This window comes from Achromobacter sp. NFACC18-2, assembly GCF_900108985.1.
Lineage (GTDB): Bacteria > Pseudomonadota > Gammaproteobacteria > Burkholderiales > Burkholderiaceae_B > Achromobacter.
The window spans coordinates 303,676-326,630 of sequence record NZ_FNYM01000001.1 but is presented as its reverse complement, the minus strand read 5'-3'; the positions used below and the strand labels follow the sequence as shown (position 1 = coordinate 326,630).

Sequence of the window (22,955 nt, the reverse complement as noted above, 5' to 3'; positions counted from 1 at the left end):
CGGCTAGCGCATCTGGAACGCTTCCTGGTGGAATAGCTGGCGCACCGGCATGCCGCGCCGGTGCAGGCCGTCTTTCAGCGCGTCGGCAAAACCGGTGGGACCGCAGAACCAGACGCTGGGCCAGGGTGCGCCGTCCGGCCGCTCGCGCGCCAGTTCCGCCGCGCTCAAGGGGCGCTGCTCGTCGCTGTAGCGCACGTTCAGCGTCACCTTGGGCACCCGCGCGCACAGCGCCCGCAGCCGGTCCGCGAATGGCGCATCGGCGGCGTTGCGGGCGCAGTAGTAGAGCGTGGTCTGCGGCGCGCTGTCCGGCGCCGCCTGCAAGGCTTCGAGCCAGGAAATGAACGGGGTGACGCCAATGCCCGCCCCGACCCAGATCTGGGGCCGGTCATCGCCCCGGCGGTAATCGAAACAGCCATAGGGACCCTCGACTGTCACGGGCTGTCCCGCCGCCAGGCTGGTTTGCAGGCGGCGCGTGTAATCGCCGAGCGCCTTGATGGAAAACTGCACCCTACCGGTGCCATCGTCGGCGCCCGACACCGTGAACGGATGCGCGCCTTCCCGGCGATCCGTGGTCAGGAAGGCGAACTGGCCCGCGCGATGGTGCCAATCTCCCTCCACCCGACAGGTCACTCTCAGGATGTCATCCGACAGGTGCTGCACATCCAGCACCGTCGCCCGGTGCCGGCGCGCCTGGCCGACGCGGCCCGTCAGCGCCATCAGCGCGCACACCATGCCCACGCCGGTCGCAATCCCCACCAGCCACCCCGCAGGCTGCCCCCACCAAGCCGCGGGCGTCAGGACGACGCCGTGAAACGCCGCCACGAGGAAAATGACCGCCGCGATGCGATGCACCTGCCGCCACACGTGGTACGGAAACCTGCGCCACAACGTCAGCAGCACCATCGCCACGAGGATCCAGATGGCCCATTCGCCCACGTCCTTGGCCGAGCCCCGGAACACGTCGAGCATGGCGGCCGCGCGGGGCGTCTTGGGCACGGGGTCCACGAACGCCAGCAACAGCGGCTTGCCGAGCTTGATCAGGTAGTGCGCCGCCGCCAGTCCGGTCGCCAGAATGCCGCACCACTTATGCAGCCGGTACATCTTGTCCAGCCCGCCCAAGCGGCGCTCGAGCCACATCGGCCTCACGGAGAGCAGCATGATCAGCGCCATGACCGCATAAGCGGTCAGGCCCGTCAGCAGAATCAGTTGGTCCCGCCACACCCACACGTTGAGTGTGGCGGGCGGTTGCATCCAGAAGGCGGTCGTCCAGGCCAGCATGGAAACCACGAGGACCAAGGTGAGAAGTCTTTGGATCGGCATCGGCATCGCCCCCATTGAACGCCACGAACCCTGCCAAGCAGGCAAGGCTACCGGCCAACAATCGTAGTTTCGCCAACGAACGCCTTTCCTGCCAACCCACCCGATTTTTGACGTGAATCAAACTGCCCAGGCAAAAATGCCCGCGCACGGCCCGCTCAATGCGACCGGCAGAATTCGATGAACTCGTCGGGTTCCAGCGGCACCGAAATCCCGTAGCCCTGCGCGACGTCGCACCCCAGTTCGCGCAGCAGTTGCACGTCGCGCTCCTGCTCGACGCCTTCGGCCACCACGCGACGCCCGAGGACCCGCCCCATTTCGATCGCGGCCGCGACGACCGCGCGCGACGCGGCCTCGCGGTGCATGTGGACGATGAAGTCCCGGTCGATCTTCAGCTCATTGAATGGCATGGCCGAAAACAGCCGCATCGAGGCAATGCCGGCGCCGAAGTCATCCATCGCCAGTTCAAAGCCGCGCACGCGCAACAGATTCAGCGTGGACGAGAGCGCCAGCCAATCGGTCACGGGCTCGTCTTCCGTAAGCTCGACCTTGATCAGCCGGGCCGGCAGGCCGGCCTGCCCGACTTTCTGCTCCAGCAGGCCGGGCAGCTCGCGCGAGCACAGCGTGGACGCGGAGGCATTGATGGCGATCGGCACCGCGATGTCCTCGTCCTGCATCCGCCGCAGCACCTCGATCACCCGGTCCGCCACGCGGCTGAACAGCATCCGGTCCATGCCCAGCCGGTGCGCGGCCGGCACGAAATCGGCCGCGGGGATGGCGCCCAGCTTGGGGTGGACCCAGCGCGACAGCGCCTCGGCCGCGACCACGCGCCCGGTGGACAGGCTGATCTGCGGCTGCAGCACCACGTGCATGCCTTTGCCGGTCGCCAGCGCCTGGCTCAGCGCGGCTTCCATCACCTCGCGCCGCACCGACTTGGGCTTGTGCGGGGACGCCGATTCGTCGTCGATGCTGTGCAGGGCGTTCTTGATGGCCTGCTGCATGGCCGCGCGCGACACGGGCTTGGCCAGCGCCTGCGCCGACGGGCAGCCCGCCTGCAGGGCCAGCCGTACATGGGATTGCAGGAGTTCGTCGCTGAGGCTGCTGATCCAGATGATCGGCGGCATGCTCTTCAGGCGTCCCGCGTCCACCAGCCGGCGCAGGTCATTGGGCAGGCGCGTGCCATCGCCCTCGCCCATCACGATGTCGCTGATCAGGACGTCATAGTATTGGCGCGTCATCGCGCCCACGGCTTCGATGCTGCTTCCCAAGCCCGCCACGCGGCGGTAGCCCAACGCCAGCAGCATGTTCTGCAGATAGGCGCGTTCGACGGGGTGATCTTCCACGAGAAGAAACCGTCGGGACGCTCCGGCATCGGGTTTGGGCATTGCTGACCGTCCTGGAACCTTTACACACGGAAAGAAGCCTCGATCGGCCCCAGCCTGCGCCTGCCGCAAGCCGGTGAGCCCGGCCCCTTGGGAGCACGGGTCAATGCTAAGGCATCCGCGCAAAGCGTGTCTTTATCGATAACGGGTTAATTCAGCCCGTCGCCGATAGTCGTAGGCGCCGGCGCATCCGCCGTCCGGTCCCGTTCCTTGGTGCCTGTCCCCGCCAACCCCGCATCCGCCCCAGCCCATCCGCCTCCACCGTCCGCGGGTGCGATAATGGCGGACTTTCCCGCATCTACGGCACGGAGCTTCCCTTGACCCGCATTGACGACCCCCTGCACGACCGCGAGGTCGGCGCGGCCGACGCCACCCAGGACAACACGCGCACGGACGACACCCGCATCAGCGCGGTGCGTCCGTTGATTTCACCGGCCCTGCTGCAAGACGAACTGCCCGTCTCGACCGAGATCCAGACGCTCGTCGAGCAAAGCCGCGCCGCCATCGCCGACGTGCTGCACGGCCGCGACGACCGCCTGGTGCTGGTGGTGGGCCCCTGCTCCATCCACGACCATGCGCAGGCCATGGAATATGCGCGCCACTTGCGCGCCGCCGCCGACGCGCACAAGGACGACCTGCTGATCGTCATGCGCGTGTACTTCGAAAAGCCCCGCACCACCGTCGGCTGGAAGGGTTATATCAACGATCCGCGTCTGGACGGCAGCTTCCGCATCAACGAAGGGCTGCGCCGCGCGCGCGAGCTGCTGCTGGACATCAGCGGCCTGGGCCTGCCCATCGCCACCGAATTCCTGGACCTGCTCAGCCCGCAGTACATCGCCGACCTGATCGCCTGGGGCGCCATCGGCGCGCGCACCACCGAAAGCCCCAGCCATCGCCAGCTCAGCTCGGGCCTGAGCTGCCCCCTGGGCTTCAAGAACGGCACCGATGGCGGCGTCCAGATCGCGGCCGACGCCATGGTCGCGGCCAGCGCCAAGCACGCGTTCATGGGCATGACCAAGATGGGCATGGCCGCCATCTTCGAGACCCGCGGCAACCAGGACACCCACGTGATCCTGCGCGGCGGCAAGCAAGGGCCGAACTACGACGCGGCCAGCGTCGACGCCTGTTGCGCCGCGCTGCGCGCCGCGGGCCAGCGCGAGCAGGTCATGATCGACTGCTCGCACGCCAACTCCAACAAGTCGCACCTGCGCCAGATCGACGTGGCCAACGACATCGCGGCCCAGATCTCCCAAGGCGACAGCCGCATCACGGGCGTCATGATCGAAAGCCATCTCGAAGAAGGCCGCCAGGACCTCAAGCCCGGCCAGCCGCTGCGCCATGGCGTGTCCATCACCGACGCCTGCCTGGGCTGGGCCCAGACCGAACCGGTGCTCGCCGCGCTGGCGCAGGCCGTGCGCCAGCGCCGGCAGAAGCTCGCCGCGGTCGCCTGACGGGTACGCCGATACGTCGCTACGCCGGTCCGCCGATACGCCGGTGCACCGCCACGCCGCCTGGCGCGGGCGGCGCGCTGGCGGCAGGCCCTGGCTTGCCGCTTGTCATCGTCCTGCAAAGGTCGGGCCAGATCATCTGCGCTGACCGGCCTTCGCCCCGCGGCGGCATTGCTGCTGTTACAGCACGCTCTTGAAACAATTGGTATCATGCGCGTGGTGTTCAAGTCGGAACCGGGCGACACGTTCGTTCCGCATCCTCCAGGGCCCCGCGCCCTTCCCGCAATTTTCCCGTCAGGTATGGAACGTTCTCGCCTCGTGCCGGCCGCGCCGGCTCAATCCGCCCGCGTGCGCCACAGCATTTTCATCTACACCGAAGAACAGCGCGGCAACCAGATGGTCGAGTCGCTGGTGCTCGGCATGCTGTCCGATATCTCCGGTTCGGAGAAACTCATCGTCGTGCAGGATCCGCATCACGGCTTCAAGTATGTCTACCGCATCGATCACGAAAGCAGCAATCTTGATGCGGCGGCCATCACCGAACTGGACCCGTCCGTGTTCAACGGCAAGTCCTCGACCGAAATCAACGCCATGTCGTATCGGTTGGGCACGCCCGAGAACGCCATGAAGCTGCTGCGCGGCAAGACCCACTGGATCCAGGACAAGGGCTCGGTGCTGTCGGTCCTGCTGCAGAATGCTGCGGCGCGCAAGACGCGCTTTGCGCCGCCCCGGATTGAACGCGAACGGATGCGCAAAGTGCCTGAGGGCGTGCCGGTCGAACTACTTCCCGCGTAGATCGGACGGTATCCGGGCGGTTTTTTCTTATCCACAGAATTTGTGGATAAGAAAAACCCAAACGCACGGCTGATGGCCTTTCGGGCGACACGAAACGGCCTGCTCAATTATTGACCAGCCCCTTTTTTTACACCATCCGGATGGCGTCCCCGTTCGATGCCGCGCCGCCGCAACGGCCGGGATGATATTCTGCGCGCAAGAACGCAAGCACATCAGACCGATCGCCGTATTGCTCCCGGGGTCCGCGCGCCGCGCGAGCCCGCCCCCTCTAAGAAACCGCAGCATGACCAGAACACACCTGTTCGCACAAGGAGCGCGAGAGCGCGCCGCGCCGTGACGATCATCGTCGTCGACGACCACGGGGACTGGCGCGAATCCATCGCCGAATACATCCAGGACCTGGGCCTGGACAAGGCCATCCTCACGGCCGGCTCGCTGGCCGAGCTGGACGACCTGCTGCTCACCGTCACCCCCGCCATCCTCGTGCTGGACGCCATGCTGCCGGATGGCGACGGGCTTGCGCGCGTCTCCCACCTGCGCACCACCTACCCGTCCATGGGCATTGTCATGCTGACGGGACGGCTCCTGAGCGAAGACAAGGTGTCCGGGCTGAGCCTGGGCGCCGACCATTACCTGACCAAGCCCGTCAACCTGGCCGAACTGGGCGCCACGCTGGTCGCGCTGTCGCGCCGCCTGCGCGTGGTGCCCGCCGCCGACCTCGACGATACGCAGTCCGGCGCGTGGCGCTTCGACCCGGCGCGCCGCACCCTGACATCGCCCGGCCAGGTCAGCGTCGACATCACCGACGCCGAAAGCCGCCTGATCGGCGCGCTGATCCAGGCGGCCCCCTTACCGCTGACCCGCGCACGCCTCGTCGAAGCCCTGGGCGCCAGCGCGCAGGCCTACGACACGCACCGGCTGGACGCCCACATGCACCGGCTGCGCCGCAAGCTGCGCGCGCACACCGGCGGGGACATCGGCATCCGCACCGTGTATGGCGTGGGCTACGTCTGCACCTCGCCCGTCACCATCGTCGGCAGCCTCCCCAACCGCTGAGACCGCATCCATGAACGCCCCCCTCCGCCCCCGCCGTTCCGTTCTCTACATGCCCGGCGCCAATGCGCGGGCGCTCGACAAGGCGCGCACGCTCGATGCGGACGCGCTGATCCTGGACCTTGAGGACGCCGTGGCGCCCGACGCCAAGGAACTGGCACGCGCGCAGGTGGCGTCGGCCTTGCGCGAGGGCGGTTTCGGACGGCGCGAGTGCATCGTGCGCGTCAATGCCCTGGACACCCCGTGGGGGCTGGACGACGTGCGCGCCATCGCGCAAGCCGGCGCCGATGCCGTGCTGCTGCCCAAGGTCGAATCGGCCGCGCAGCTTGCCGCGCTGGGCGAGGCGCTGGATGCCGCGGGTGCGCCAGCGGACCTGCCGCTGTGGGCCATGGCCGAGACCCCGCTGGGTTTCCTGCGCCTGGACGCCATCGCCGGCGGCCATGCGCGCCTGGCCGCCATCGTCGTCGGCACCTCGGACCTGGTGAAGGACCTGCACGCCCGCCACACGCCCGCGCGCCACGAGACGCTGCTGGCGCGCTCGCTGGCGGTGATGGCGGCGCGCGCGCACGGCCTCGCGGTCCTGGACGGCGTGCACCTGGACCTGAACGACGACGCGGGCCTGCAGGACGCCTGCCGGCAGGGACGCGACCAGGGCTTTGACGGCAAGACCCTGATCCATCCGCGCCAGATCGCGGCGGCCAACGCCGCCTTTGCGCCGACACGCGAGGAGCTCGACGGCGCGCGCAAGCGCCTGGACGCCTGGCAGGCGGCCCAGGCCGCGGGCAAGGGCGTGGCGGTCGTGGACGGCGCCCTGGTCGAGAACCTGCATGCGCGGGAGGCCGAGCGTCTGCTGGCGCTGGCCGCGGCGATCGAGACGAAATAACCCGGTCCGCGCCGGCCCGCTACAATGTCGTCCGCAATCGGATAAGGCTCGTTCCCGTCCGCTTCCGTCTTTCGCGCCCCGCGCCCGCTTTTGCGCATGCGCGAACCCGCCCCGGTTCCCTCTTTTTGGCCGCGCCTTGTGGCGGGAGCCTTGCCGCGCGCCTGCCGCGCCATCCAGCCCAACACCCATGATCCGCTTCCAACAAGTTTCACTCATGCGCGGCGTCAAGCCCTTACTCGACAAGGTCGACCTGCTTCTGAACCCCGGCGACAAGATCGGCCTGATCGGCGCCAACGGCGCCGGCAAATCGAGCCTCTTCGGCCTGCTGCGCGGCACGCTGCACGCGGACCAGGGCGACCTGGACTATCCCGCGAGCTGGCGCGTGGCCCACGTGGCGCAGGAAACGCCCGCGCTGGACCGGCCCGCCATCGAATACGCCATCGACGGCGACGTCACGCTGCGCAAGCTGGAGGCCGAACTCGCGGCGCTCGAAGCCGAACCCGAAAGCGCCGAGAACGGCCTGCGCATGGGCGACATCTACGCCGCCCTGGCCGACGCAGACGCCTACACAGTCCACTCCCGCGCCGAACAGCTGCTGACCGGGCTGGGCTTCTCGCAAGCGCAGATGCACCTGCCGCTCACCAGCTTTTCCGGGGGCTGGCGCATGCGCCTGAACCTGGCGCAGGCGCTGATGTGCCCGTCCGACCTGCTGCTGCTCGACGAGCCCACCAACCACCTGGATCTGGACGCGATCATCTGGCTGGAGGACTGGCTCAAGCGCTACCCGGGCACGCTCATCGTCATCTCGCACGACCGCGACTTCCTGGACGGCGTCGTCAACGTGATCGTGCATATCGACGAACGCAAGCTCAAGCGCTACTCGGGCAACTATTCGTCCTTTGAACGTCAGCGCGCGGCCCAGCTGGAATTGGCGCAGGGCATGATCGAAAAGCAGATGCGCCAGCGCTCGCACCTGCAATCCTTCATCGACCGCTTCAAGGCGCAGGCCAGCAAGGCGCGCCAGGCGCAGAGCCGCATCAAGGCCCTGGCCCGCATGGAAGAAGTGGCGCCGCTACGCGCGGCCGCCGAGTTCTCGTTCGAATTCCGCGAACCGCTGCGCGCGCCCAATCCCCTGCTGACGATGGACAAGGTCAGCGCCGGCTATCGCATCGAGGACGAGGCCACCCAAGACGTATCCGACAAGATCATCGTGTCGGGCATCAATTTTTCGCTGCAGGCGGGCCAGCGGATCGGCCTGCTGGGGATCAACGGCGCGGGCAAGTCGACCTTCATCAAGACCATCGCCGGCGAACTCGATTCGCTGGCCGGCGAAACGCAATTCAACAAGGGCCTGTCCATCGGCTACTTCGCCCAGCATCAGGTCGAGATGCTGCGCCATGACGAATCGCCCCTGTGGCACATGACGAAGGCCGCGCCCACCGTGCGCGAACAGGAGCTGCGCAACTTCCTGGGCAGCTTCAACTTCAACGGCAACATGGCGACCAGTTCGATCGCGCCGTTCTCCGGCGGTGAAAAGGCGCGCCTGGCGCTGGCTCTCATCGTGTGGCAGCGCCCCAACTTGCTGCTGCTGGACGAGCCCACCAATCACCTGGACCTGGAAACGCGCGAGGCCCTGACCACGGCGCTGGCGCAGTTCGAGGGCACGCTGGTGCTGGTGTCGCACGACCGCCATCTGCTGCGGGCCACCACCGACCAGTTCATCATCGTGGCCGACGGCAAGGTCAGTCCGTTCGACGGCGACCTGGACGACTACAAGGACTGGCTCTACAAGACCAAGCTGGCGGCCAAGGCGGCCTGAGCGCTCCACGCGGCACCAAGCACGCCGCCGCGCGCCCGGACGCGTTACAATCGCGCCGAATTGCCTGCATCCAGCCTCAACCTGGGCCCGCGCGGCACCTTCAACCACGTCCCGCTGTATGCGGGACGCGTTTTTTAGCGCCATCGATGCCTATCAAAGACCAACTATTTCTTGCCAGCCAGTATCTCGCTCCGCACCACCTGGTGTCGCGCTTTTTCGGATACGCGTCGGACTGCCGCGAACCCGCGGTGAAGAACTGGATGATCTCGCGCTTTGTCCGCAAGTACGGCGTGAACATGAGCGAGGCCCTGCAAGAAGACCCATTGGCCTATGACTGCTTCAATGATTTCTTCACGCGCGCGCTGAAAGACGGCGCGCGTCCGCTGGACGACGAGCCCGGCTCGGTGGTCTGTCCCGCCGATGGCGCCATCAGCCAGATGGGCGCGATCGAACAGGGCCGCATCTTCCAGGCCAAGGGCCACAACTACGGCCTCGTGGACCTGCTGGGCGGCGATGCCGAACGCGCCGCGCCGTTCCAGGGCGGCCAGTTCGCCACCATCTATCTTTCGCCCAAGGACTATCACCGCGTCCACATGCCCGCCGCCGGCACGCTGCGCGAGATGATCCACGTGCCCGGCCGCCTGTTCTCGGTCAACCCGCTGACGGCGCGCAACGTGCCGCGGCTGTTTGCGCGCAATGAACGCGTGGTCTGCATCTTCGACACGGAACACGGTCCGATGGCGGTGGTGCTGGTGGGCGCGATGATCGTGGCCTCGATCGAAACCGTGTGGGCCGGCCTGGTGACGCCGCACAAGCGCCGCATCCGGTCCGTCCGCTACGACCCCGCGGCGCGCGCGCCCATCCATCTTGAAAAAGGCGCCGAAATGGGCCGCTTCAAGCTCGGCTCCACGGCCATCGTGCTGTTCGGACCCGACAAGGTCCGCTGGGCCGACACGCCGTCGGTGCTGGGCCCCGTGCGCATGGGTGAACTGCTGGCGCTGCCCGTCCAGGGCTGACCGCGCGCTGGCGGCCGCGCCTGGCCGCCACGACGCACGCTCCTTCGCCTGGAGCGAACATGCAATTCGATATTTATTCGCTTTATGCGATGAATCCGGGTTGCTAGATTACGGGCTTTTACCGGCCCGCCATGTCTACCACCGCCCTGCCCGCCCCCGCCCGCGCCGCGGCCCGCCCTCTGCCCCGCGCGCTTGGCCGCATCCTGTCCCTGGACGACTTCGAGGCCGCCGCCAGACGGCGCCTGCCGCGCCCGATCTTCGGCTACATCGCCGGGGCGGCGGAAGACAACCAATCCCTCGCCGGCAACCGCGCGGCGTTCGCGCAGATCGCGTTCACGCCGCGCGTCCTGGTCGATGTGTCGCGCCGCACGCAGCAGACCGAACTGTTCGGCCGCACGTACGCATCGCCCTTCGGCATTGCGCCCATGGGCATCAGTGCGCTGTCGGCCTATCGCGGCGACATCGTGCTGGCGCGCGCGGCCCGTGAAGAGAACGTGCCCGCCATCCTGAGCGGCACGTCGCTGATCCCCCTTGAAGCCGTCATCGATGAGGCCCCGGGCACCTGGTTCCAGGCATACCTGCCGGGCGATCCCGCCAAGATTGACGCGCTGATCGAACGCGCCCGCCGCGCCGGCTACGAGACCCTGGTGCTGACCGTGGACATCCCCGTGTCGGCCAACCGCGAAAACAACGTGCGCACCGGCTTTTCCACGCCGCTCAAGCCCAGCCTGCGCCTTGCGCTGGACGGCCTGGCGCGGCCGCGCTGGCTCGCGGGCACCTTTCTGCGTACGCTGCTGGCGCATGGCATGCCGCACTTCGAGAACTCTTTTGCCACGCGCGGCGCGCCCATCGTGTCCGCGTCGGTGCTGCGCGACTTCACCGCGCGCGACCACCTGAACTGGGAGCACGTGGCGCGCATCCGCCGCGCCTGGCCCGGCGCCCTGATCATCAAGGGCATCCTGCATCCGCGCGACGCGGCGCTGGCGCGCCAGCATGGCGCGGACGGGATCATCGTGTCCAACCACGGCGCGCGCCAGCTCGACGGCGCGATCTCGCCGCTGCGCGTGCTGCCCGCCGTGGTCGCGCAGGGCGGCGCGATGACGGTCATGATGGACAGCGGGGTGCGGCGCGGCGGCGATGTGCTCAAGGCGCTGGCCCTGGGCGCGCGCTGCGTGTTCGTGGGACGCCCGTTCAACTACGCGGCGGCGGTGGGCGGCCAGCAAGGCGTGGCGCACGCCATCGGCCTGTTGCGCGCCGAGGTCGACCGCAACATGGCGATGCTGGGCATCAACCGCCTGAGCGAAATGGACGCCAGCCTCATCTGCCGGGAAGGCGAGCTTCCCGCCTGAAGGCGCGGCGGCGGGCGCAGGCGCGGGGCCCCGGTGTGCCCGGCGGCCCGCGGGGCATAGAATGGCGGTTCCTCCGTTACCCGCGCGCCCGCTCCGGCGCGACCGCCTCCTTCCGTGTCCCTGCGCCAATCCTCATTTTTCCTGCGCTTTCTGACCCTGGGCGCCCTGGCCCATGTGTATGTGGGCGCCCGCCTGATTCCGGACCTGCAGCTTGGCGGCCAAGGCGCCGCCGCCGCCATCCTGGCGCTCGTGCTGTCGTGCGTGCTCATCCCGATGGGCATGCTGGCGCGCTCGTCGGTCCATCCGCCCTGGGGCGACCGCATTGCCTGGGTGGGCCTGCTGGCCATGGGGCTGTTCTCGTCGCTCTTCGTACTGACCGTCCTACGCGACGGCGCGATGCTGCTGCTGTGGCTGGGCAACCTGGCGGCCGGCGCGGCCATGCCCTGGACGGCCCTGCGCGGCGCCAGCGCGTGGGTGGTCATCGGCCTGGCGCTGGCGGGAACGCTCGCGGGCTTCTACAACGCCCGCCGCCGCGCGCGCGTTGTCGACGTCGACGTGCCGATCGCGGGACTGCCGCAAGACCTGGACGGCTTCACCATCGTGCAGATCAGCGACATCCATGTCGGTCCGACCATCAAGCGCCGCTACGTCCAGGCCATCGTGGATGCGGTCAACGCGCAGTTGCCGGACATGATCGCCATCACGGGCGATGTGGTCGACGGCAGCGTCGAGCAGCTCGCCGCCCAGGCGCGTCCCCTGGGTGATCTGCGCGCGCCGCACGGCGTCTACCTGGTCACCGGCAACCATGAATACTATTCCGGCGCCGGCCCCTGGATCGCCGAGTTCCGCCGACTTGGCCTGCGCGTGCTGCTCAATGAACACGCCGTGATCCATCCGTCGGGCCTGCCCGTGGTGGTGGCCGGCATCACGGACTACAGCGCCGGCGCCTATGACCCGCACCAGCGCAGCAATCCCACGGCGGCGCTGGCGGGCGCCCCGGCCGACGCGTTTCCGCGGATCCTGCTCGCGCACCAACCGCGCAGCGCCGCCGCGGCCGAGCCGGTGGGCTACACCCTCCAGTTGTCCGGCCATACGCATGGCGGCCAATTCTTTCCGTGGGGATTCTTCGTGCGGTTCCAGCAGCCTTTCACGGCCGGGCTGCACCGGCTGGGGCGGATGTGGGTCTATACCAGCCGCGGCACCGGCTACTGGGGGCCGCCCAAGCGCCTGTGGGCGCCGTCGGAAATCACGCGGCTGCGCCTGCGCGGGGCCCCAGCCCGGTGATGTGTCGCGCGGGCGGCCTTCAGGCCGCCTCGGGCAGCGGACCGCGTTCCAGGTAGCTGGTCAGGGCGATATCGCTGGTGGTGTTGGAGATGCCTTCGATCTGATGGATGCGCGCCAACAGCAGCTCCAGGGCCTGCGTGTCGCGCACGCGCACCTTGAGCAGCATGGCGCTCTTGCCGGTGATGGTGTGGATTTCCTCGACCTCGTTCAGCTCGGCCAGGCCCAGCACCTGCTGCGTGATGGTCCAGTTGATGGTGTCCACGTGCACAAAGGCCAGCAAGGGCCGGCCCATCTTCGCGCCGTCCAGCTTGGCGGTAATGCCCTTGATCAGGCCGTCGCGCTTGAGCCGCTTGACCCGCTCGTGCACCGCGGGCGCCGACAGGTTGAGCTGCTTGCCCAGTTCCGCATAGCTGGGCGTGGCGTCGTGGGCCAGCAGCGTCAAGAGTTTCCGGTCGCGGTCGTCGAGGTCAGACATGGGAATCAGGTTCGGCCTGCGACGCAGGCCGCCCTTTGATGGAATAAGGGTTGATCGGTGCAAACCCGGATTTTATTCCGTTTGCCCAATCATTCCGTATACCGCTTATTCCGCTGATTCCGCTTGTCCGCTCACCAAGGAAAGGAAATCAGATCCCCGTAGAGCCGCTTGAGCGTGGCCTTCACCTCGGGCGAGTTCTGATAGATGGCGATGAACTTCAGCAGGCGCGGATCCTGCGCCTTTTCCGGCTTGGCGACCCAGCGGATGGCGTAGCGGCGGATGCTGTCCGGGTCCGTATTGTCGAAGGCCAGGCCGTCCTTTTCGTTCAGGCCCGCCTGCTTGGCAAACGTCGTGTAGGTCACCGAGGCCGTCACGTCATCGAACGTACGGGCCGATTGCGACCCTTCGATCTGCACGAACTTGAGCCGCTTCGGGTTGGCCACCACGTCCTGCAGGGTGGCCTGGTGCGCCACGCCCGGCTTGAGCGTGATGAGCCCCATCGTTTGGAGCAGCAGCAAGGCGCGGCCGGTGTTGACCGGGTCGTTGGGCACCGCGATCGTCGCGCCCTCGGGCACCGGATCGCCCTTCTTCAATTTCTTGGAAAACAGTCCGATGGTGGTCGAATAGCCATACGCGATGGGCTGCAGGTTGGCGCCGCGCCGCTGATTGAAGAGTTCGAGAAATGGCGCGTGCTGGAAGAAATTGGCATCCACCGAGCCGTCGGCCACGGCGATGTTGGGCAGCACCCAGTCGTTGAACTCCACCAGCTTGACGTCCAGCCCTTCCTTTTTTGCCTGGGCGATCGCCAGTTCGGTGGCTTCATTGGCGACGCTGGCGATGACGCCGATGCGCAGCGGCTGTTCCTGCGCCGCCGCAGGCGCGACCATGGCCAATCCCAGGGCGGCCACGATGGCCCCGCGCGTCAGTTTCTCAAGCAATTGGTGCAAAAGCATGTCGGCCATCCACAGATTCGGAACGCCGGACGACGGTCCGGCACAGGCGCTATTGTGCAGCACCCCGCCCGCCGCCTCCGGAAAAGCCTTGGTCATGCAATGGCAATGCCAAGCCGCGCCGGTGGCGCTAAGATGGCTGCAAAGACCGGGCCGCCATCCATGGCCAGACATGGCCGCCGAACGCCTTCGGGAGACGCTCATGAGTGCGGTAATGCCCCCTCAGACCGGCGCGCAGTCCGCTGCCAGCCGCCGGGACCATATCGAAGACCAGCTGGGCGCGCACAATTACCACCCGCTGGACGTCGTGCTTTCGCGGGCAAGCGGCGTGTGGGTGTATGACGTCGACGGCCGCAAGTACCTGGACTGCCTGGCCGCCTATTCCGCGGTCAACCAGGGCCATTGCCATCCGCGCATCCTGGCCGCGATGGTGGAACAGGCGGGCAAGCTCACGCTGACCTCCCGCGCGTTCCGCCATGACCAGATGGCGGGCTTCTACGAGGACCTGGCGCGCCTGACCGGCGCCCACAAGATCCTGCCCATGAACAGCGGCGCGGAGGCCGTGGAGACCGCCATCAAGGCTGTGCGCAAATGGGGCTACGAGGTGCGCGGGGTGCCCGAGGGCCAGGCCGAAATCATCGTCTGCGCCAACAACTTCCACGGGCGCACGCTGGGCATCGTCGGGTTTTCGACCGACCCCGACGCTTATGGCCACTACGGCCCCTTCGCGCCAGGCTTCAAGATCGTGCCCTTTGGCGATTTTGAAGCCTTCGACGCCGCCATCACCGACCGCACGGTGGCCTTCCTGGTCGAGCCGATCCAGGGCGAAGCCGGCGTCGTGCTGCCGCCGCCCGGCTACTTCGCCCGCGTGCGGCAGCGCTGCACGGAAAAAGGCATCACCCTGATCCTCGATGAAATCCAGACCGGACTGGGCCGCACGGGCAAGCTGCTGGCCGAGGAACACGAAGGCATCGAGGCCGACGTCACGCTCATCGGCAAGGCATTGTCGGGCGGCTTTTATCCCGTGTCCGCCGTCCTGTCCAACGCCGACGTGCTGGGCGTGTTCCAGCCCGGCCAGCACGGCAGCACCTTCGGCGGCAATCCGCTGGCCTGCGCCATCGCGCGCGCCGCGCTGCGCGTGCTGACCGAGGAAGGCATGATCGACAACGCGGCCACGGTCGGCGCCCATTTCCTGGCGCGGCTGCGCGACCTGCCCGGCCCCGTGCGCGAAGTGCGCGGACGCGGCCTGATGCTGGCCGTCGAACTGGAGCCGGACGCGGGCGGCGCCCGCCTGTGGTGCGAACGCCTGCAGGCGCGGGGCTTGCTGGTCAAGGACACGCACGGCCACACGCTGCGGCTATCCCCGCCCCTGGTCGTCACCCGCGACGAAGTCGACTGGGCCTGCGACCAACTGGCGGCGGTGCTGTCCGCCGCCTGATTCCCCCCATCACGACACCCCTTGAACCGCAACACCGGAGCCCACGACTTGACCAACACCCCCGCCTTGCCCGCCGACGTCACCCTGATTGGCGCGCCCACCGACATCGGCGCCGGCGCGCGCGGCGCCTCGATGGGCCCGGAAGCCCTGCGCGTCGCGAACCTCGGGCCGGTCATCGAGGCCCTGGGCTACCAGGTCCGCGACCGCGGCAACCTGTACGGCCCGGCCAACCCCTGGCTGCCGCCCGTGGACGGCTACCGCCACCTTGCGGAAGTGGCCGCCTGGAACCAGGCCGTGCACGACGCCGTCCACGAGGAGCTGGCCCACGGCCGCCTGCCCGTGCTGCTGGGGGGCGACCATAGCCTGGGCATCGGCTCGATCAGCGCCGTGGCGCGCCATTGCCGCGCCACGGGCAAGAAGCTGCGCATCCTGTGGCTGGACGCCCACGCCGACTTCAACACCAACACGCTCACGCCCACCGGCAACCTGCACGGCATGCCGGTGGCCTGCCTGTGCGGCAACGGACCCGCGCCCCTGACCGGCATGTCGGGCGTCTGCCCGGACATCGACCCGGCCTGCATGCGCCAGATCGGCATCCGCAGCGTCGACCCGGGCGAAAAGCGGCTGCTGCACGACGCCGGCATGGAGGTCTTCGACATGCGTTACCTGGACGAAATGGGCATGCGCGCCACCATGCAGGCCGCGCTGGCCGGCCTGGACGCCCAGACCCACCTGCATGTGAGCTTCGACGTGGACTTCCTGGACCCCGAAATCGCGCCGGGCGTGGGCACCACGGTCATGGGCGGCCCCACGTACCGCGAGGCCCAGCTCTGCATGGAGATGATCGCCGACACCGGCCTCATGCGCTCGCTCGACGTGGTCGAGCTCAACCCCGCGCTGGATGTGCGCAACCGCACTGCCGAACTGGCCGTGGACCTGATCGAAAGCCTGTTCGGCAAGTCGACGCTGGTGCGCCGCGGCGCCTAGCGCGCGGCCATGTTGCGCGGGGCCGCCCGCTCAGCCTTCGCGGTCGCGCCGGATGGCCTCGGCCGCCGCCTGCATGTGAACCAGTTTTGCCTCATGCTGGCCCCACACGCGCGGCGTGGGTCCGGCCAGGCATAGCGCATACCATTCCCCGCCCAGGTCGAGCGCCACGGCCAGGCCGGTCAGGTCCACCACGCTCTCCCCCACGTTCGACGCCCACCCCCGTTCGGCCGCGCGCGCCACGTCGGCCAGCAGCGCGTCACGCGTCGTCAACGTGCTGTCCGTGTAGCGCGTGTACTGCGCCACCGCCAGCACGTGCTCGCGCTCGGCGGCCGGCAGGCGGGCCAGGATGGCCTTGGCGACGGAACTGGTGTGCAGCGGCCGCCGCTCGCCCGGCCGGGCCGCGTAATGCACGGGCTGCGTGGATTCCACCACGTCCAGAAAGACCACCGCGCCGTCCTGGATCTTTCCCAGCATCACGGTTTCGTCGACGGCGTCGCGCAGGACGAGCAGGCGCGGGCGCACCCGCTCCAGCCAGGGATCGCCCGCCAGGATCTGCCCGGCCAGCGCGTGCAGCTTGGCGGTCGGGTAGTAGCCCGCGCGGCGCCGCACTTCGTACAGGTAGCCGCGCGCGACCAGCGTGCGCACCAGCGCCAGACAACTGGACATCGGCGCGCCCAGGCCCTGGGCCAGCTCCGTCAGCGGCATCGGACGGCGCGTGTGCGCAAACAGCTCGATCAATTCCAGCGTCCGCGCGACTAGCTTGACTTCCACTGCGTCGGCCCTCCTTCGTGGCGTCCGATTTCCCGCGTCCGGACCAAGGGACTACGGGACTACGGGGGCTAGGGAACTAAGGAACTAAGGTGTTCCACCGTGTTGACTTTTCATGGTCGGGTACATAAATTCTTGCACAGGAATTTACATTCACCAATAAGAAATAAATTTCAGCCGGCTGGAGACCGGCGCCGCCTTCCGTGTTGCCGCGTCATCCATCACATTCAATAAAAACGGCCCGTCCACGGGCTGGGAGACAGACAGATGCGTATCAAACCCGTGTTGGCGGCCCTTGCCGCCGCCCTGGCCGCCTGCGCGGCCCAAGCCCAGTCCGACGTCGTGCGGCTGGGGGTATCCAACGACCGCTCCGGCATCTATTCCGACCTGGGCGGCCTGGGCTCCGAAATGGCCGTGCGCATGGCCGTGGAAGACTTCGGCGGCAAAGTGGCCGGCAAGACCGTGGAGGTCGTCGGCGCGGACAACCAGAACAAGGCCGACGTCGCGTCCGCGCTGGTGCGCCGCTGGTTCGATACGCAGGGCGTGGTGGCGGTCGTTGACGGCGGCGCCAGCTCGGCCGGGCTTGCCGCCCAGGGCGTGGCGCGCGAAAAAGGCGGCACCGCCCTCATCAGCGGCGGCTTTGCCGGCGACTTCAGCGGCAAGCAGTGCAGCAACCTCAGCACCCAGTGGGCGCCCGACACCTATGCGCTGGCCAACGCCGTGGTCAAGAGCGTCGTCGAAAGCGGCGGCAAGAGCTGGTATTTCATCACCACCGATTACGTGTTCGGCAAATCGCTGGAGAGCAACGCGTCGCGCTTTGTCGAGGGCGCGGGCGGCAAGGTCGTGGGCAGCACGCGCCATCCCCTGGGCGCCCTGGACTTCGCCTCGTTCCTGATCCAGGCACAGTCCTCCAAGTCCGACGTGGTCGGGCTGGCCAGCGCCGGCGGCGACCTGGTCAATCTCATCAAGCAGGCGCAGGAGTTCGGCCTGGGCGGCGGCAAGCAGCGCATGCTGACGTTTCTCACCTTCATCAACGACGTGCACGCCATGGGGCTGCCCGTCGCCCAGGGCCTGGCCTTTCCCACGGGCTTTTACTGGGACGCCGACGAGGACACGCGCGCCTGGACCCAGCGCTGGCAAAAGAAGATGGGCGTCACGCGCGCGCCGTCGATCGTCCAGGCCCTGAGCTACGTCGCCACCACCCATTACCTGCAGGCCGCGCAGGCCGCGGGCACCTTCGACGGGGCGGCGGTCAACCAGAAGATGCGCGAGTTGCCCATCACGACCAAACTGATCAAGAATGCCCGGGTGCGCCCCGAAGATGGCCGCGTCATCATGGACCTGTATCTGGTTGAAGTGAAAAAGCCCGCCGACGCCAAGCATCCGAACGATTACTACCGCATCCTGTCCACGGTGCCGGGCGAAAAGGTCTTCGTGTCGCTCGCCGACAGCGAGTGCCCCCTGGTCAAGAAATAGATCCCGCCGGCGCGCCGGGCTCGCGTCCGGCCGCAAGGCGCAGCGAACATACAAAGGAGACATCCATGAAGTGCTATTGCGTCGTCAATTTCCGCGAACCCCTGCAGGAAATGGACCAGCCCACGCCCACCCCGCAAGGGTCGCAAGTGCTGCTGAAGGTGCGCGCGGCCGGCGTATGCCACAGCGACATCCACTTGTGGGAAGGCGGCTATGACCTCGGCCAGGGCCGCACCTTGTCGCTCAAGGACCGCGGCGTGTCCCTGCCCCTGACCATGGGCCACGAAACGGTGGGCGCCGTCGTGGCGGCCGGGCCCGACGCGCAGGGACTCGCCCCCGACCGCAACTATCTCGTGTATCCGTGGATCGGCTGCGGCAAGTGCCCGTCGTGCATCGCCGGCATGGAAAACCACTGCACCGCGCCGGCCTGCCTGGGCGTGCACCGCGCGGGCGGCTACGCCGACCACATCCTGGTGCCGCACCCCCGCTATCTCATCGACATCGGCGACCTCGAACCGGCGCAGATCGCGCCCTATGCCTGCTCGGGCCTGACCACCTACTCCGCGCTGAAAAAGATCGGCGCCGACGTCTACCGCGAACATCCCGTCGTGATCTTCGGCGCGGGCGGACTCGGCCTCATGAGCCTGACCCTCATCAAGGCGCTGGGCGGCGCGGGCGCCATCGTGGTCGACATCGACCCCGCCAAGCGCCAGGCGGCGCTGGACGCGGGCGCGCTGGCCGCCATCGACGGCGCCGCGCCCGACGCGGCGCAACAGATCATCCAGGCGGCCGGCGGCAAGCCCGTGCAGGCCGCGATCGACCTGGTGGGCGCGCCCGCCACCACGTCGCTGGCCTTCGATTTCCTGACCAAGGGCGGCAAGCTCATCATCGTGGGCCTTTTCGGCGGCGGATCCACCTGGCCCATCGCGCTGATCCCGATGAAGGCCCTATCCATCATCGGCAGCTACGTGGGCAACCTGGCCGAGCTGAAGGAGCTGATGGAACTGGTGCGGGCCGGTAAGGTGCCGCCGATGCCAGTCCACCGCCATGCGCTGGCCGAAGCGGACAGCGTGCTGGCCTCGTTGCGCGCCGGCAAGGTCGTGGGCCGGGCCGTGCTGACGGTGGATTGATCTGGCGGCAGTGGATCGCGCGGGCGCGCTCGGGACCCCGGCGCGCGCCCACGATTACGCTGGCCGCAGCCGCGGGTCGTAGATGAAGCGTTCCCGCCGCACCACCACGATCTGCTCCGCATCGGGATGCGCGGGATTGATCAGGAAATTGCAGTCCGGCACGCCCCGGTACGGCACGATGGCGCTGGGCAGTTCAAGCAGGGCCGACACGCCGGATGCCACCCAGTTGTCGCCGACCGCCTGCGAGGCCTCGGCGAACGGCACCGCATCCCAGAACGGATAGTCTTCCTGCAACTGGGTCAGCGATAGCGCCTGGCGCCCCTCGAACAGCGCGTGGGGCACCGCCAGTTCGATCAGGTAGCGGTTGGCGTGTTCGGACGCGCGCGCCGCAAAGTGCACCACCGTCTCCAGCACCGCCAGCGCCACGCTCGCGGACGCATACACCACCGGCGTTCCCGGGCTGTTGTAACGTCCGCCCACGGCGGCGGCCCCCGCGCCGCTCAGGTCATCCGCCCGGTACTTGCCCGCCGTCGTGCCGATGCGCCACAACGAGACGAAGTCCGTCATGCGTAAACGCCGGCGGCGGCACGGGCCAGCGTGTCTTCGACGATGCGGCTGCTGGCGTCGGAGGTCAGCAGGGACAGCGGCTTGACGTTGCCCAGGGCGGGCACGGGCGTGTTCAGCCAGAGCACGGCTTCTTCATCGCTGCCCAGCACCTGGCGGGCGACGCGCACGACGCGGGCGACGCGGGCCAGGCGGTCGGATTCGCCCAGCGGCAGCGCCTGCCCTTCACGCGTCCAGCGCGACAACGATGCCGCCTTGACCTCGGTGATGGCCATGATTTCAGATTTGGGAACCTGCAGGTAGTCGGCCGCGTCGTCCACCATCTGCGCGGGCAGGCCGCGCCGCACATCGCGCGCCATGTCGATGAGCGGGCTGTCAATCAGGCCGCGAAAAAGCTGCTTGGCGCGGGCCGTGGGATGGCGCGGCGGACGCTTGGCGCTGGCGCCGCGCTTGGCGGGGGACTTGTCGGCAAGGGCGATGGTCATGGGGGGCTCCTGACGCCGCGAAGGGGACTGCCGGCCCGGGCAGGCGGACGATCCACCAGCGGCTGGGTTTCCATATTGAATTTATAATATCCCATTTGGAAATCCCTGGGCAAGGCCGGGTTGCGCTGGCCCAGGGGCGCATCAAGGGTCCACCAAGGCCGCATCAGGGGTCCACCAATGCCCATTCAAGACCCGCCGCCGCCCCCGCCATGCGCCCTGTCCGGCCCGACGTTCGGGCAGACATTCGGGCAGCCATTCGGCCCGAGGTTTCGGCCTATCATAGGCGGCGGCAAATTTCCCCCTCGCATCTCTTACAAGGACTGGCAATGACGGACCGGCAGCTCACGATACTCGCGGCGTTGAATCTCATGGTGGCGGTGGGCGCCGGCGCGTTCGGCGCGCACGGGCTCAAGCGGCTGCTGACGCCGGACCTCCTGGCCGTCTGGCAGACCGGCGTGATGTACCACCTGGTCCACGCCCTCGGCCTGTTCATCATCGCGCTGCTGGGCACGCGCTTCGGCTCGCCGCTGCTGTCGGCCGCGGGGCTCGTGATGTTCGTGGGCATCGTGCTGTTTTCCGGCAGCCTGTACGTGCTGTCGCTGACCGGCGTCCGCTGGCTGGGCGCCGTGACGCCATTCGGGGGGACCGCCTTCCTGGCCGCCTGGGCCATGGTCGCGCTGGCCGCCTATCGCGCCCAGGGCTAAGGCCGCTTTCCCGCTTTCCCTCCCCCCGGCGGCAGGAACCGCCGACTTTGCAGGCTTCAGATGTCCCCCTCCACCGCATTACCCGCCGTCCGTGAACACTCCGCCGCCGCTGGCATCGCCTGCGTGGCGGGCGGCATCTTCTTTCTGACGCTCAGCGACGCCAACGCCAAGTGGCTGGGCGCCCACTACAACCCGCTGCAGATCCTGTTCCTGCGGGCGCTGATCGCATTGCCGTTCGTGACCGCGCTGGCGCTCTGGCTGGGCGGACGCCGCGTGCTGCGCACGACGCACCCCGGCCTGCACCTGACGCGCGGCGCCATCAATGTGGTGTCGGCCTGTTGCTTCTACCTGAGCCTGCAGGCGCTGCCGCTTGCCGAGGCCACGGCCATCGCGTTCGCCGCGCCGCTCTTCGTCACGGCCTTGTCGGTGCTGATCCTGAAAGAACGCGTGGATGGAAAGCGATGGCTGGCCGTGCTGGCCGGCTTTGCCGGCGTGCTCATCGTGGTACGGCCGGGCACGCAGGCGTTCCAGGCGGCGACGCTGCTGCCCCTGACCACCGCCCTGCTCTACGCGGTCATGATGATCACGGCGCGCGGCATCAACCGCGCCGAAGGCATGCTGACCACCACCTTCTACATCGTGCTGGGTCAGTTGGTGTGCAGCGCGGTCGGGCTGCCGTGGGTCTGGCGCGCGCCGGCCGTCGAAGACCTGCCGTATTTCGGCGCGGTCGCGCTGTTCAGCACGCTGGGACTGGCGCTGATCACGCAGGGATTCCGCATCGGCCCCGCGTCGGTCGTGGCACCCTTCGACTACACGGGCCTGGTCTGGGCCACCATCCTGGGATGGATCTTCTGGCGCGAAGCGCCCGATGCCTATGCCTACCTGGGCGCCCTCTTCATTGCGGGCAGCGGCGTGTACATCGCCGTGCGCGAGGCGCGGGGCAAGTCGCGCCGCCGGGCCGCAAGCTGACGCCGCGGGCCGCCCGCCCGCGCTATTCGCTGGGCGGGGGAAAATGCCGCTGCAACACACTGGCCACGTTCGGTTCCAGCGCGGCTTCGCGGGCCACCGCCATCAGGGCCGGGCACATGGCGCTGAACCAGGACGGCCCCGGGCGCCAGTGCGTCATGACGGTCACATACAGGTCCAGCGCCGAAAACCGCCGGCCCAGCATGTGCGGCGTGCCGGCCTGCCGTTCCAGTTCCTGCCACAGCACGGCGCGTCGCGTGTGCACGCGCTCGCGCAGCAGGTCCACCGCCGGGCCCGGCGTCGTCCACTGCGAAGGATCGTCGCCGTACGTGAAGGTGGGATAGATCGCCGCCACGATGCGCATCAACAGATTCAGGAAGCGCGCCCGTTCCGGCTGCCCCGGCGCGGGCGCAAGACCCGCCTCGGGCGCCACGTCGTTCAGGTGCAGGATCATCGCCGCGCTTTCCGTCAACACCTCGCCGTCGGGCAGGACCAGCGTGGGCACCTGGCCCAACGGATTGAGCCGCAACAGGCGGTTGCGCTCGGGACCGGGCTTCAGGTAGGGCACGCTCGTCAGCGTGTGGGGCACGTTGGCCAGCACCAGCGCCATTTCGATGATGGCGGAGCCGCAGCCCGCGGAACCGATGAGTTCGTAGGTTTTCATGACGG

At 68.2% G+C, this 22,955-nt stretch carries 22 protein-coding genes; 14 read left to right on the top strand and 8 right to left on the bottom strand.

The window, feature by feature from the left end; all coding sequences use genetic code 11:
• Window positions 1–3: 3 nt before the first annotated feature.
• Together BMW75_RS01495 and BMW75_RS01490 are read right to left on the bottom strand one after the other, a co-directional pair.
• Window positions 4–1,320, bottom strand: coding sequence for a ferredoxin reductase family protein (locus tag BMW75_RS01495; protein ID WP_254791901.1), 1,317 nt, complete (start codon window positions 1,318–1,320; stop codon window positions 4–6).
• Between the two features lie 155 nt (window positions 1,321–1,475).
• Window positions 1,476–2,702 (bottom strand): EAL domain-containing response regulator, encoded by a 1,227-nt coding sequence (locus tag BMW75_RS01490; protein ID WP_092575808.1) that lies wholly within the window; start codon window positions 2,700–2,702, stop codon window positions 1,476–1,478.
• Between the two features lie 314 nt (window positions 2,703–3,016).
• Here BMW75_RS01490 and BMW75_RS01485 point away from each other — a divergent pair, with 314 nt between their 5' ends.
• The 8 genes from BMW75_RS01485 (at window position 3,017) to BMW75_RS01450 (ending at window position 12,346) form a co-directional block, all read left to right on the top strand.
• Window positions 3,017–4,150 carry a 3-deoxy-7-phosphoheptulonate synthase gene (locus tag BMW75_RS01485; protein ID WP_092575806.1) on the top strand — a complete coding sequence of 378 codons (1,134 nt, stop codon included), beginning with the start codon at window positions 3,017–3,019 and terminating at the stop codon, window positions 4,148–4,150.
• Window positions 4,151–4,447: 297 nt separating this feature from the next.
• Window positions 4,448–4,942, top strand: a complete 495-nt coding sequence (locus tag BMW75_RS01480; protein WP_092576269.1) for a hypothetical protein — start codon at window positions 4,448–4,450, stop codon at window positions 4,940–4,942.
• Between the two features lie 333 nt (window positions 4,943–5,275).
• Window positions 5,276–5,998, top strand: a complete 723-nt coding sequence (locus BMW75_RS01475; protein ID WP_092575803.1) for a response regulator transcription factor — start codon at window positions 5,276–5,278, stop codon at window positions 5,996–5,998.
• Between the two features lie 10 nt (window positions 5,999–6,008).
• The gene (locus BMW75_RS01470; protein WP_092575800.1) at window positions 6,009–6,878 is read left to right on the top strand and encodes an HpcH/HpaI aldolase/citrate lyase family protein; all 870 of its coding nucleotides are present in this window, start codon (window positions 6,009–6,011) and stop codon (window positions 6,876–6,878) included.
• 187 nt (window positions 6,879–7,065) lie between these two features.
• On the top strand, window positions 7,066–8,697 hold the full coding sequence (locus tag BMW75_RS01465; RefSeq protein ID WP_076520958.1) for an ATP-binding cassette domain-containing protein: 1,632 nt from the start codon (window positions 7,066–7,068) through the stop codon (window positions 8,695–8,697).
• Window positions 8,698–8,843: 146 nt separating this feature from the next.
• Window positions 8,844–9,713: an archaetidylserine decarboxylase gene (asd, locus tag BMW75_RS01460; RefSeq protein ID WP_092575797.1), complete on the top strand. Its 870-nt coding sequence runs from the start codon at window positions 8,844–8,846 to the stop codon at window positions 9,711–9,713.
• A gap of 131 nt (window positions 9,714–9,844) precedes the next feature.
• A complete protein-coding gene (locus BMW75_RS01455) occupies window positions 9,845–11,062 on the top strand; it encodes an alpha-hydroxy acid oxidase (RefSeq protein WP_092575794.1) in 1,218 nt (405 codons plus the stop codon).
• A gap of 114 nt (window positions 11,063–11,176) precedes the next feature.
• A complete protein-coding gene (locus BMW75_RS01450; RefSeq protein ID WP_092575791.1) occupies window positions 11,177–12,346 on the top strand; it encodes a metallophosphoesterase in 1,170 nt (389 codons plus the stop codon).
• A gap of 19 nt (window positions 12,347–12,365) precedes the next feature.
• On the opposite strand, the gene BMW75_RS01445 is transcribed toward BMW75_RS01450, so the two are convergent.
• On the bottom strand, window positions 12,366–12,821 hold the full coding sequence (locus tag BMW75_RS01445; RefSeq protein WP_076520962.1) for an Lrp/AsnC family transcriptional regulator: 456 nt from the start codon (window positions 12,819–12,821) through the stop codon (window positions 12,366–12,368).
• A 131-nt stretch (window positions 12,822–12,952) separates the two neighbouring features.
• Entirely contained in the window at window positions 12,953–13,708 is a 756-nt protein-coding gene (locus BMW75_RS01440) for a MetQ/NlpA family ABC transporter substrate-binding protein (protein WP_076522106.1), read from the bottom strand.
• A 277-nt stretch (window positions 13,709–13,985) separates the two neighbouring features.
• Here BMW75_RS01440 and rocD point away from each other — a divergent pair, with 277 nt between their 5' ends.
• Together rocD and rocF are read left to right on the top strand one after the other, a co-directional pair.
• The gene (rocD, locus tag BMW75_RS01435; protein ID WP_092575787.1) at window positions 13,986–15,209 is read left to right on the top strand and encodes an ornithine--oxo-acid transaminase; all 1,224 of its coding nucleotides are present in this window, start codon (window positions 13,986–13,988) and stop codon (window positions 15,207–15,209) included.
• 48 nt (window positions 15,210–15,257) lie between these two features.
• Complete coding sequence (rocF, locus tag BMW75_RS01430; RefSeq protein WP_092575784.1) at window positions 15,258–16,196, top strand: arginase; 939 nt, start codon at window positions 15,258–15,260, stop codon at window positions 16,194–16,196.
• Window positions 16,197–16,226: 30 nt separating this feature from the next.
• On the opposite strand, the gene BMW75_RS01425 is transcribed toward rocF, so the two are convergent.
• Window positions 16,227–16,967: an IclR family transcriptional regulator gene (locus BMW75_RS01425; protein WP_092575782.1), complete on the bottom strand. Its 741-nt coding sequence runs from the start codon at window positions 16,965–16,967 to the stop codon at window positions 16,227–16,229.
• A 264-nt stretch (window positions 16,968–17,231) separates the two neighbouring features.
• On the opposite strand from BMW75_RS01425, the gene BMW75_RS01420 reads away from it, so the two are divergent.
• Together BMW75_RS01420 and BMW75_RS01415 are read left to right on the top strand one after the other, a co-directional pair.
• A complete protein-coding gene (locus BMW75_RS01420) occupies window positions 17,232–18,440 on the top strand; it encodes an ABC transporter substrate-binding protein (RefSeq protein WP_092575779.1) in 1,209 nt (402 codons plus the stop codon).
• 65 nt (window positions 18,441–18,505) lie between these two features.
• Window positions 18,506–19,567 (top strand): alcohol dehydrogenase, encoded by a 1,062-nt coding sequence (locus BMW75_RS01415; RefSeq protein ID WP_092575777.1) that lies wholly within the window; start codon window positions 18,506–18,508, stop codon window positions 19,565–19,567.
• 54 nt (window positions 19,568–19,621) lie between these two features.
• Here BMW75_RS01415 and BMW75_RS01410 read toward each other — a convergent pair whose 3' ends face one another.
• Both BMW75_RS01410 and BMW75_RS01405 read right to left on the bottom strand, forming a co-directional pair.
• On the bottom strand, window positions 19,622–20,134 hold the full coding sequence (locus BMW75_RS01410) for an RES family NAD+ phosphorylase (RefSeq protein ID WP_092575774.1): 513 nt from the start codon (window positions 20,132–20,134) through the stop codon (window positions 19,622–19,624).
• A complete protein-coding gene (locus BMW75_RS01405) occupies window positions 20,131–20,616 on the bottom strand; it encodes a type II RES/Xre toxin-antitoxin system antitoxin (protein WP_076520969.1) in 486 nt (161 codons plus the stop codon). Before BMW75_RS01405 ends, BMW75_RS01410 begins: the two co-directional genes overlap by 4 nt.
• A 326-nt stretch (window positions 20,617–20,942) precedes the next feature.
• Here BMW75_RS01405 and BMW75_RS01400 point away from each other — a divergent pair, with 326 nt between their 5' ends.
• Complete coding sequence (locus BMW75_RS01400; protein ID WP_076520970.1) at window positions 20,943–21,320, top strand: DUF423 domain-containing protein; 378 nt, start codon at window positions 20,943–20,945, stop codon at window positions 21,318–21,320.
• A gap of 60 nt (window positions 21,321–21,380) precedes the next feature.
• Window positions 21,381–22,289: a DMT family transporter gene (locus BMW75_RS01395; protein ID WP_092575772.1), complete on the top strand. Its 909-nt coding sequence runs from the start codon at window positions 21,381–21,383 to the stop codon at window positions 22,287–22,289.
• 22 nt (window positions 22,290–22,311) lie between these two features.
• On the opposite strand, the gene BMW75_RS01390 is transcribed toward BMW75_RS01395, so the two are convergent.
• On the bottom strand, window positions 22,312–22,950 hold the full coding sequence (locus tag BMW75_RS01390) for a glutathione S-transferase family protein (RefSeq protein WP_092576264.1): 639 nt from the start codon (window positions 22,948–22,950) through the stop codon (window positions 22,312–22,314).
• Window positions 22,951–22,955 lie beyond the last annotated feature (5 nt).

What these genes read in the sequence shown, in the direction of transcription:
- BMW75_RS01495 (WP_254791901.1), bottom strand. Translation starts at nt 1,320, where the DNA reads ATGCCGATCCAAAGACTTCTCACCTTGGTCCTCGTGGTTTCCATGCTG.
- BMW75_RS01490 (WP_092575808.1), bottom strand. Translation starts at nt 2,702, where the DNA reads ATGCCCAAACCCGATGCCGGAGCGTCCCGACGGTTTCTTCTCGTGGAA.
- BMW75_RS01480 (WP_092576269.1), top strand. Translation starts at nt 4,448, where the DNA reads ATGGAACGTTCTCGCCTCGTGCCGGCCGCGCCGGCTCAATCCGCCCGC.
- BMW75_RS01470 (WP_092575800.1), top strand. Translation starts at nt 6,009, where the DNA reads ATGAACGCCCCCCTCCGCCCCCGCCGTTCCGTTCTCTACATGCCCGGC.
- BMW75_RS01465 (WP_076520958.1), top strand. Translation starts at nt 7,066, where the DNA reads ATGATCCGCTTCCAACAAGTTTCACTCATGCGCGGCGTCAAGCCCTTA.
- asd (WP_092575797.1), top strand. Translation starts at nt 8,844, where the DNA reads ATGCCTATCAAAGACCAACTATTTCTTGCCAGCCAGTATCTCGCTCCG.
- BMW75_RS01455 (WP_092575794.1), top strand. Translation starts at nt 9,845, where the DNA reads ATGTCTACCACCGCCCTGCCCGCCCCCGCCCGCGCCGCGGCCCGCCCT.
- BMW75_RS01445 (WP_076520962.1), bottom strand. Translation starts at nt 12,821, where the DNA reads ATGTCTGACCTCGACGACCGCGACCGGAAACTCTTGACGCTGCTGGCC.
- BMW75_RS01440 (WP_076522106.1), bottom strand. Translation starts at nt 13,708, where the DNA reads ATGGTCGCGCCTGCGGCGGCGCAGGAACAGCCGCTGCGCATCGGCGTC.
- rocD (WP_092575787.1), top strand. Translation starts at nt 13,986, where the DNA reads ATGCCCCCTCAGACCGGCGCGCAGTCCGCTGCCAGCCGCCGGGACCAT.
- BMW75_RS01420 (WP_092575779.1), top strand. Translation starts at nt 17,232, where the DNA reads ATGCGTATCAAACCCGTGTTGGCGGCCCTTGCCGCCGCCCTGGCCGCC.
- BMW75_RS01415 (WP_092575777.1), top strand. Translation starts at nt 18,506, where the DNA reads ATGAAGTGCTATTGCGTCGTCAATTTCCGCGAACCCCTGCAGGAAATG.
- BMW75_RS01410 (WP_092575774.1), bottom strand. Translation starts at nt 20,134, where the DNA reads ATGACGGACTTCGTCTCGTTGTGGCGCATCGGCACGACGGCGGGCAAG.
- BMW75_RS01405 (WP_076520969.1), bottom strand. Translation starts at nt 20,616, where the DNA reads ATGACCATCGCCCTTGCCGACAAGTCCCCCGCCAAGCGCGGCGCCAGC.
- BMW75_RS01400 (WP_076520970.1), top strand. Translation starts at nt 20,943, where the DNA reads ATGACGGACCGGCAGCTCACGATACTCGCGGCGTTGAATCTCATGGTG.
- BMW75_RS01395 (WP_092575772.1), top strand. Translation starts at nt 21,381, where the DNA reads ATGTCCCCCTCCACCGCATTACCCGCCGTCCGTGAACACTCCGCCGCC.
- BMW75_RS01390 (WP_092576264.1), bottom strand. Translation starts at nt 22,950, where the DNA reads ATGAAAACCTACGAACTCATCGGTTCCGCGGGCTGCGGCTCCGCCATC.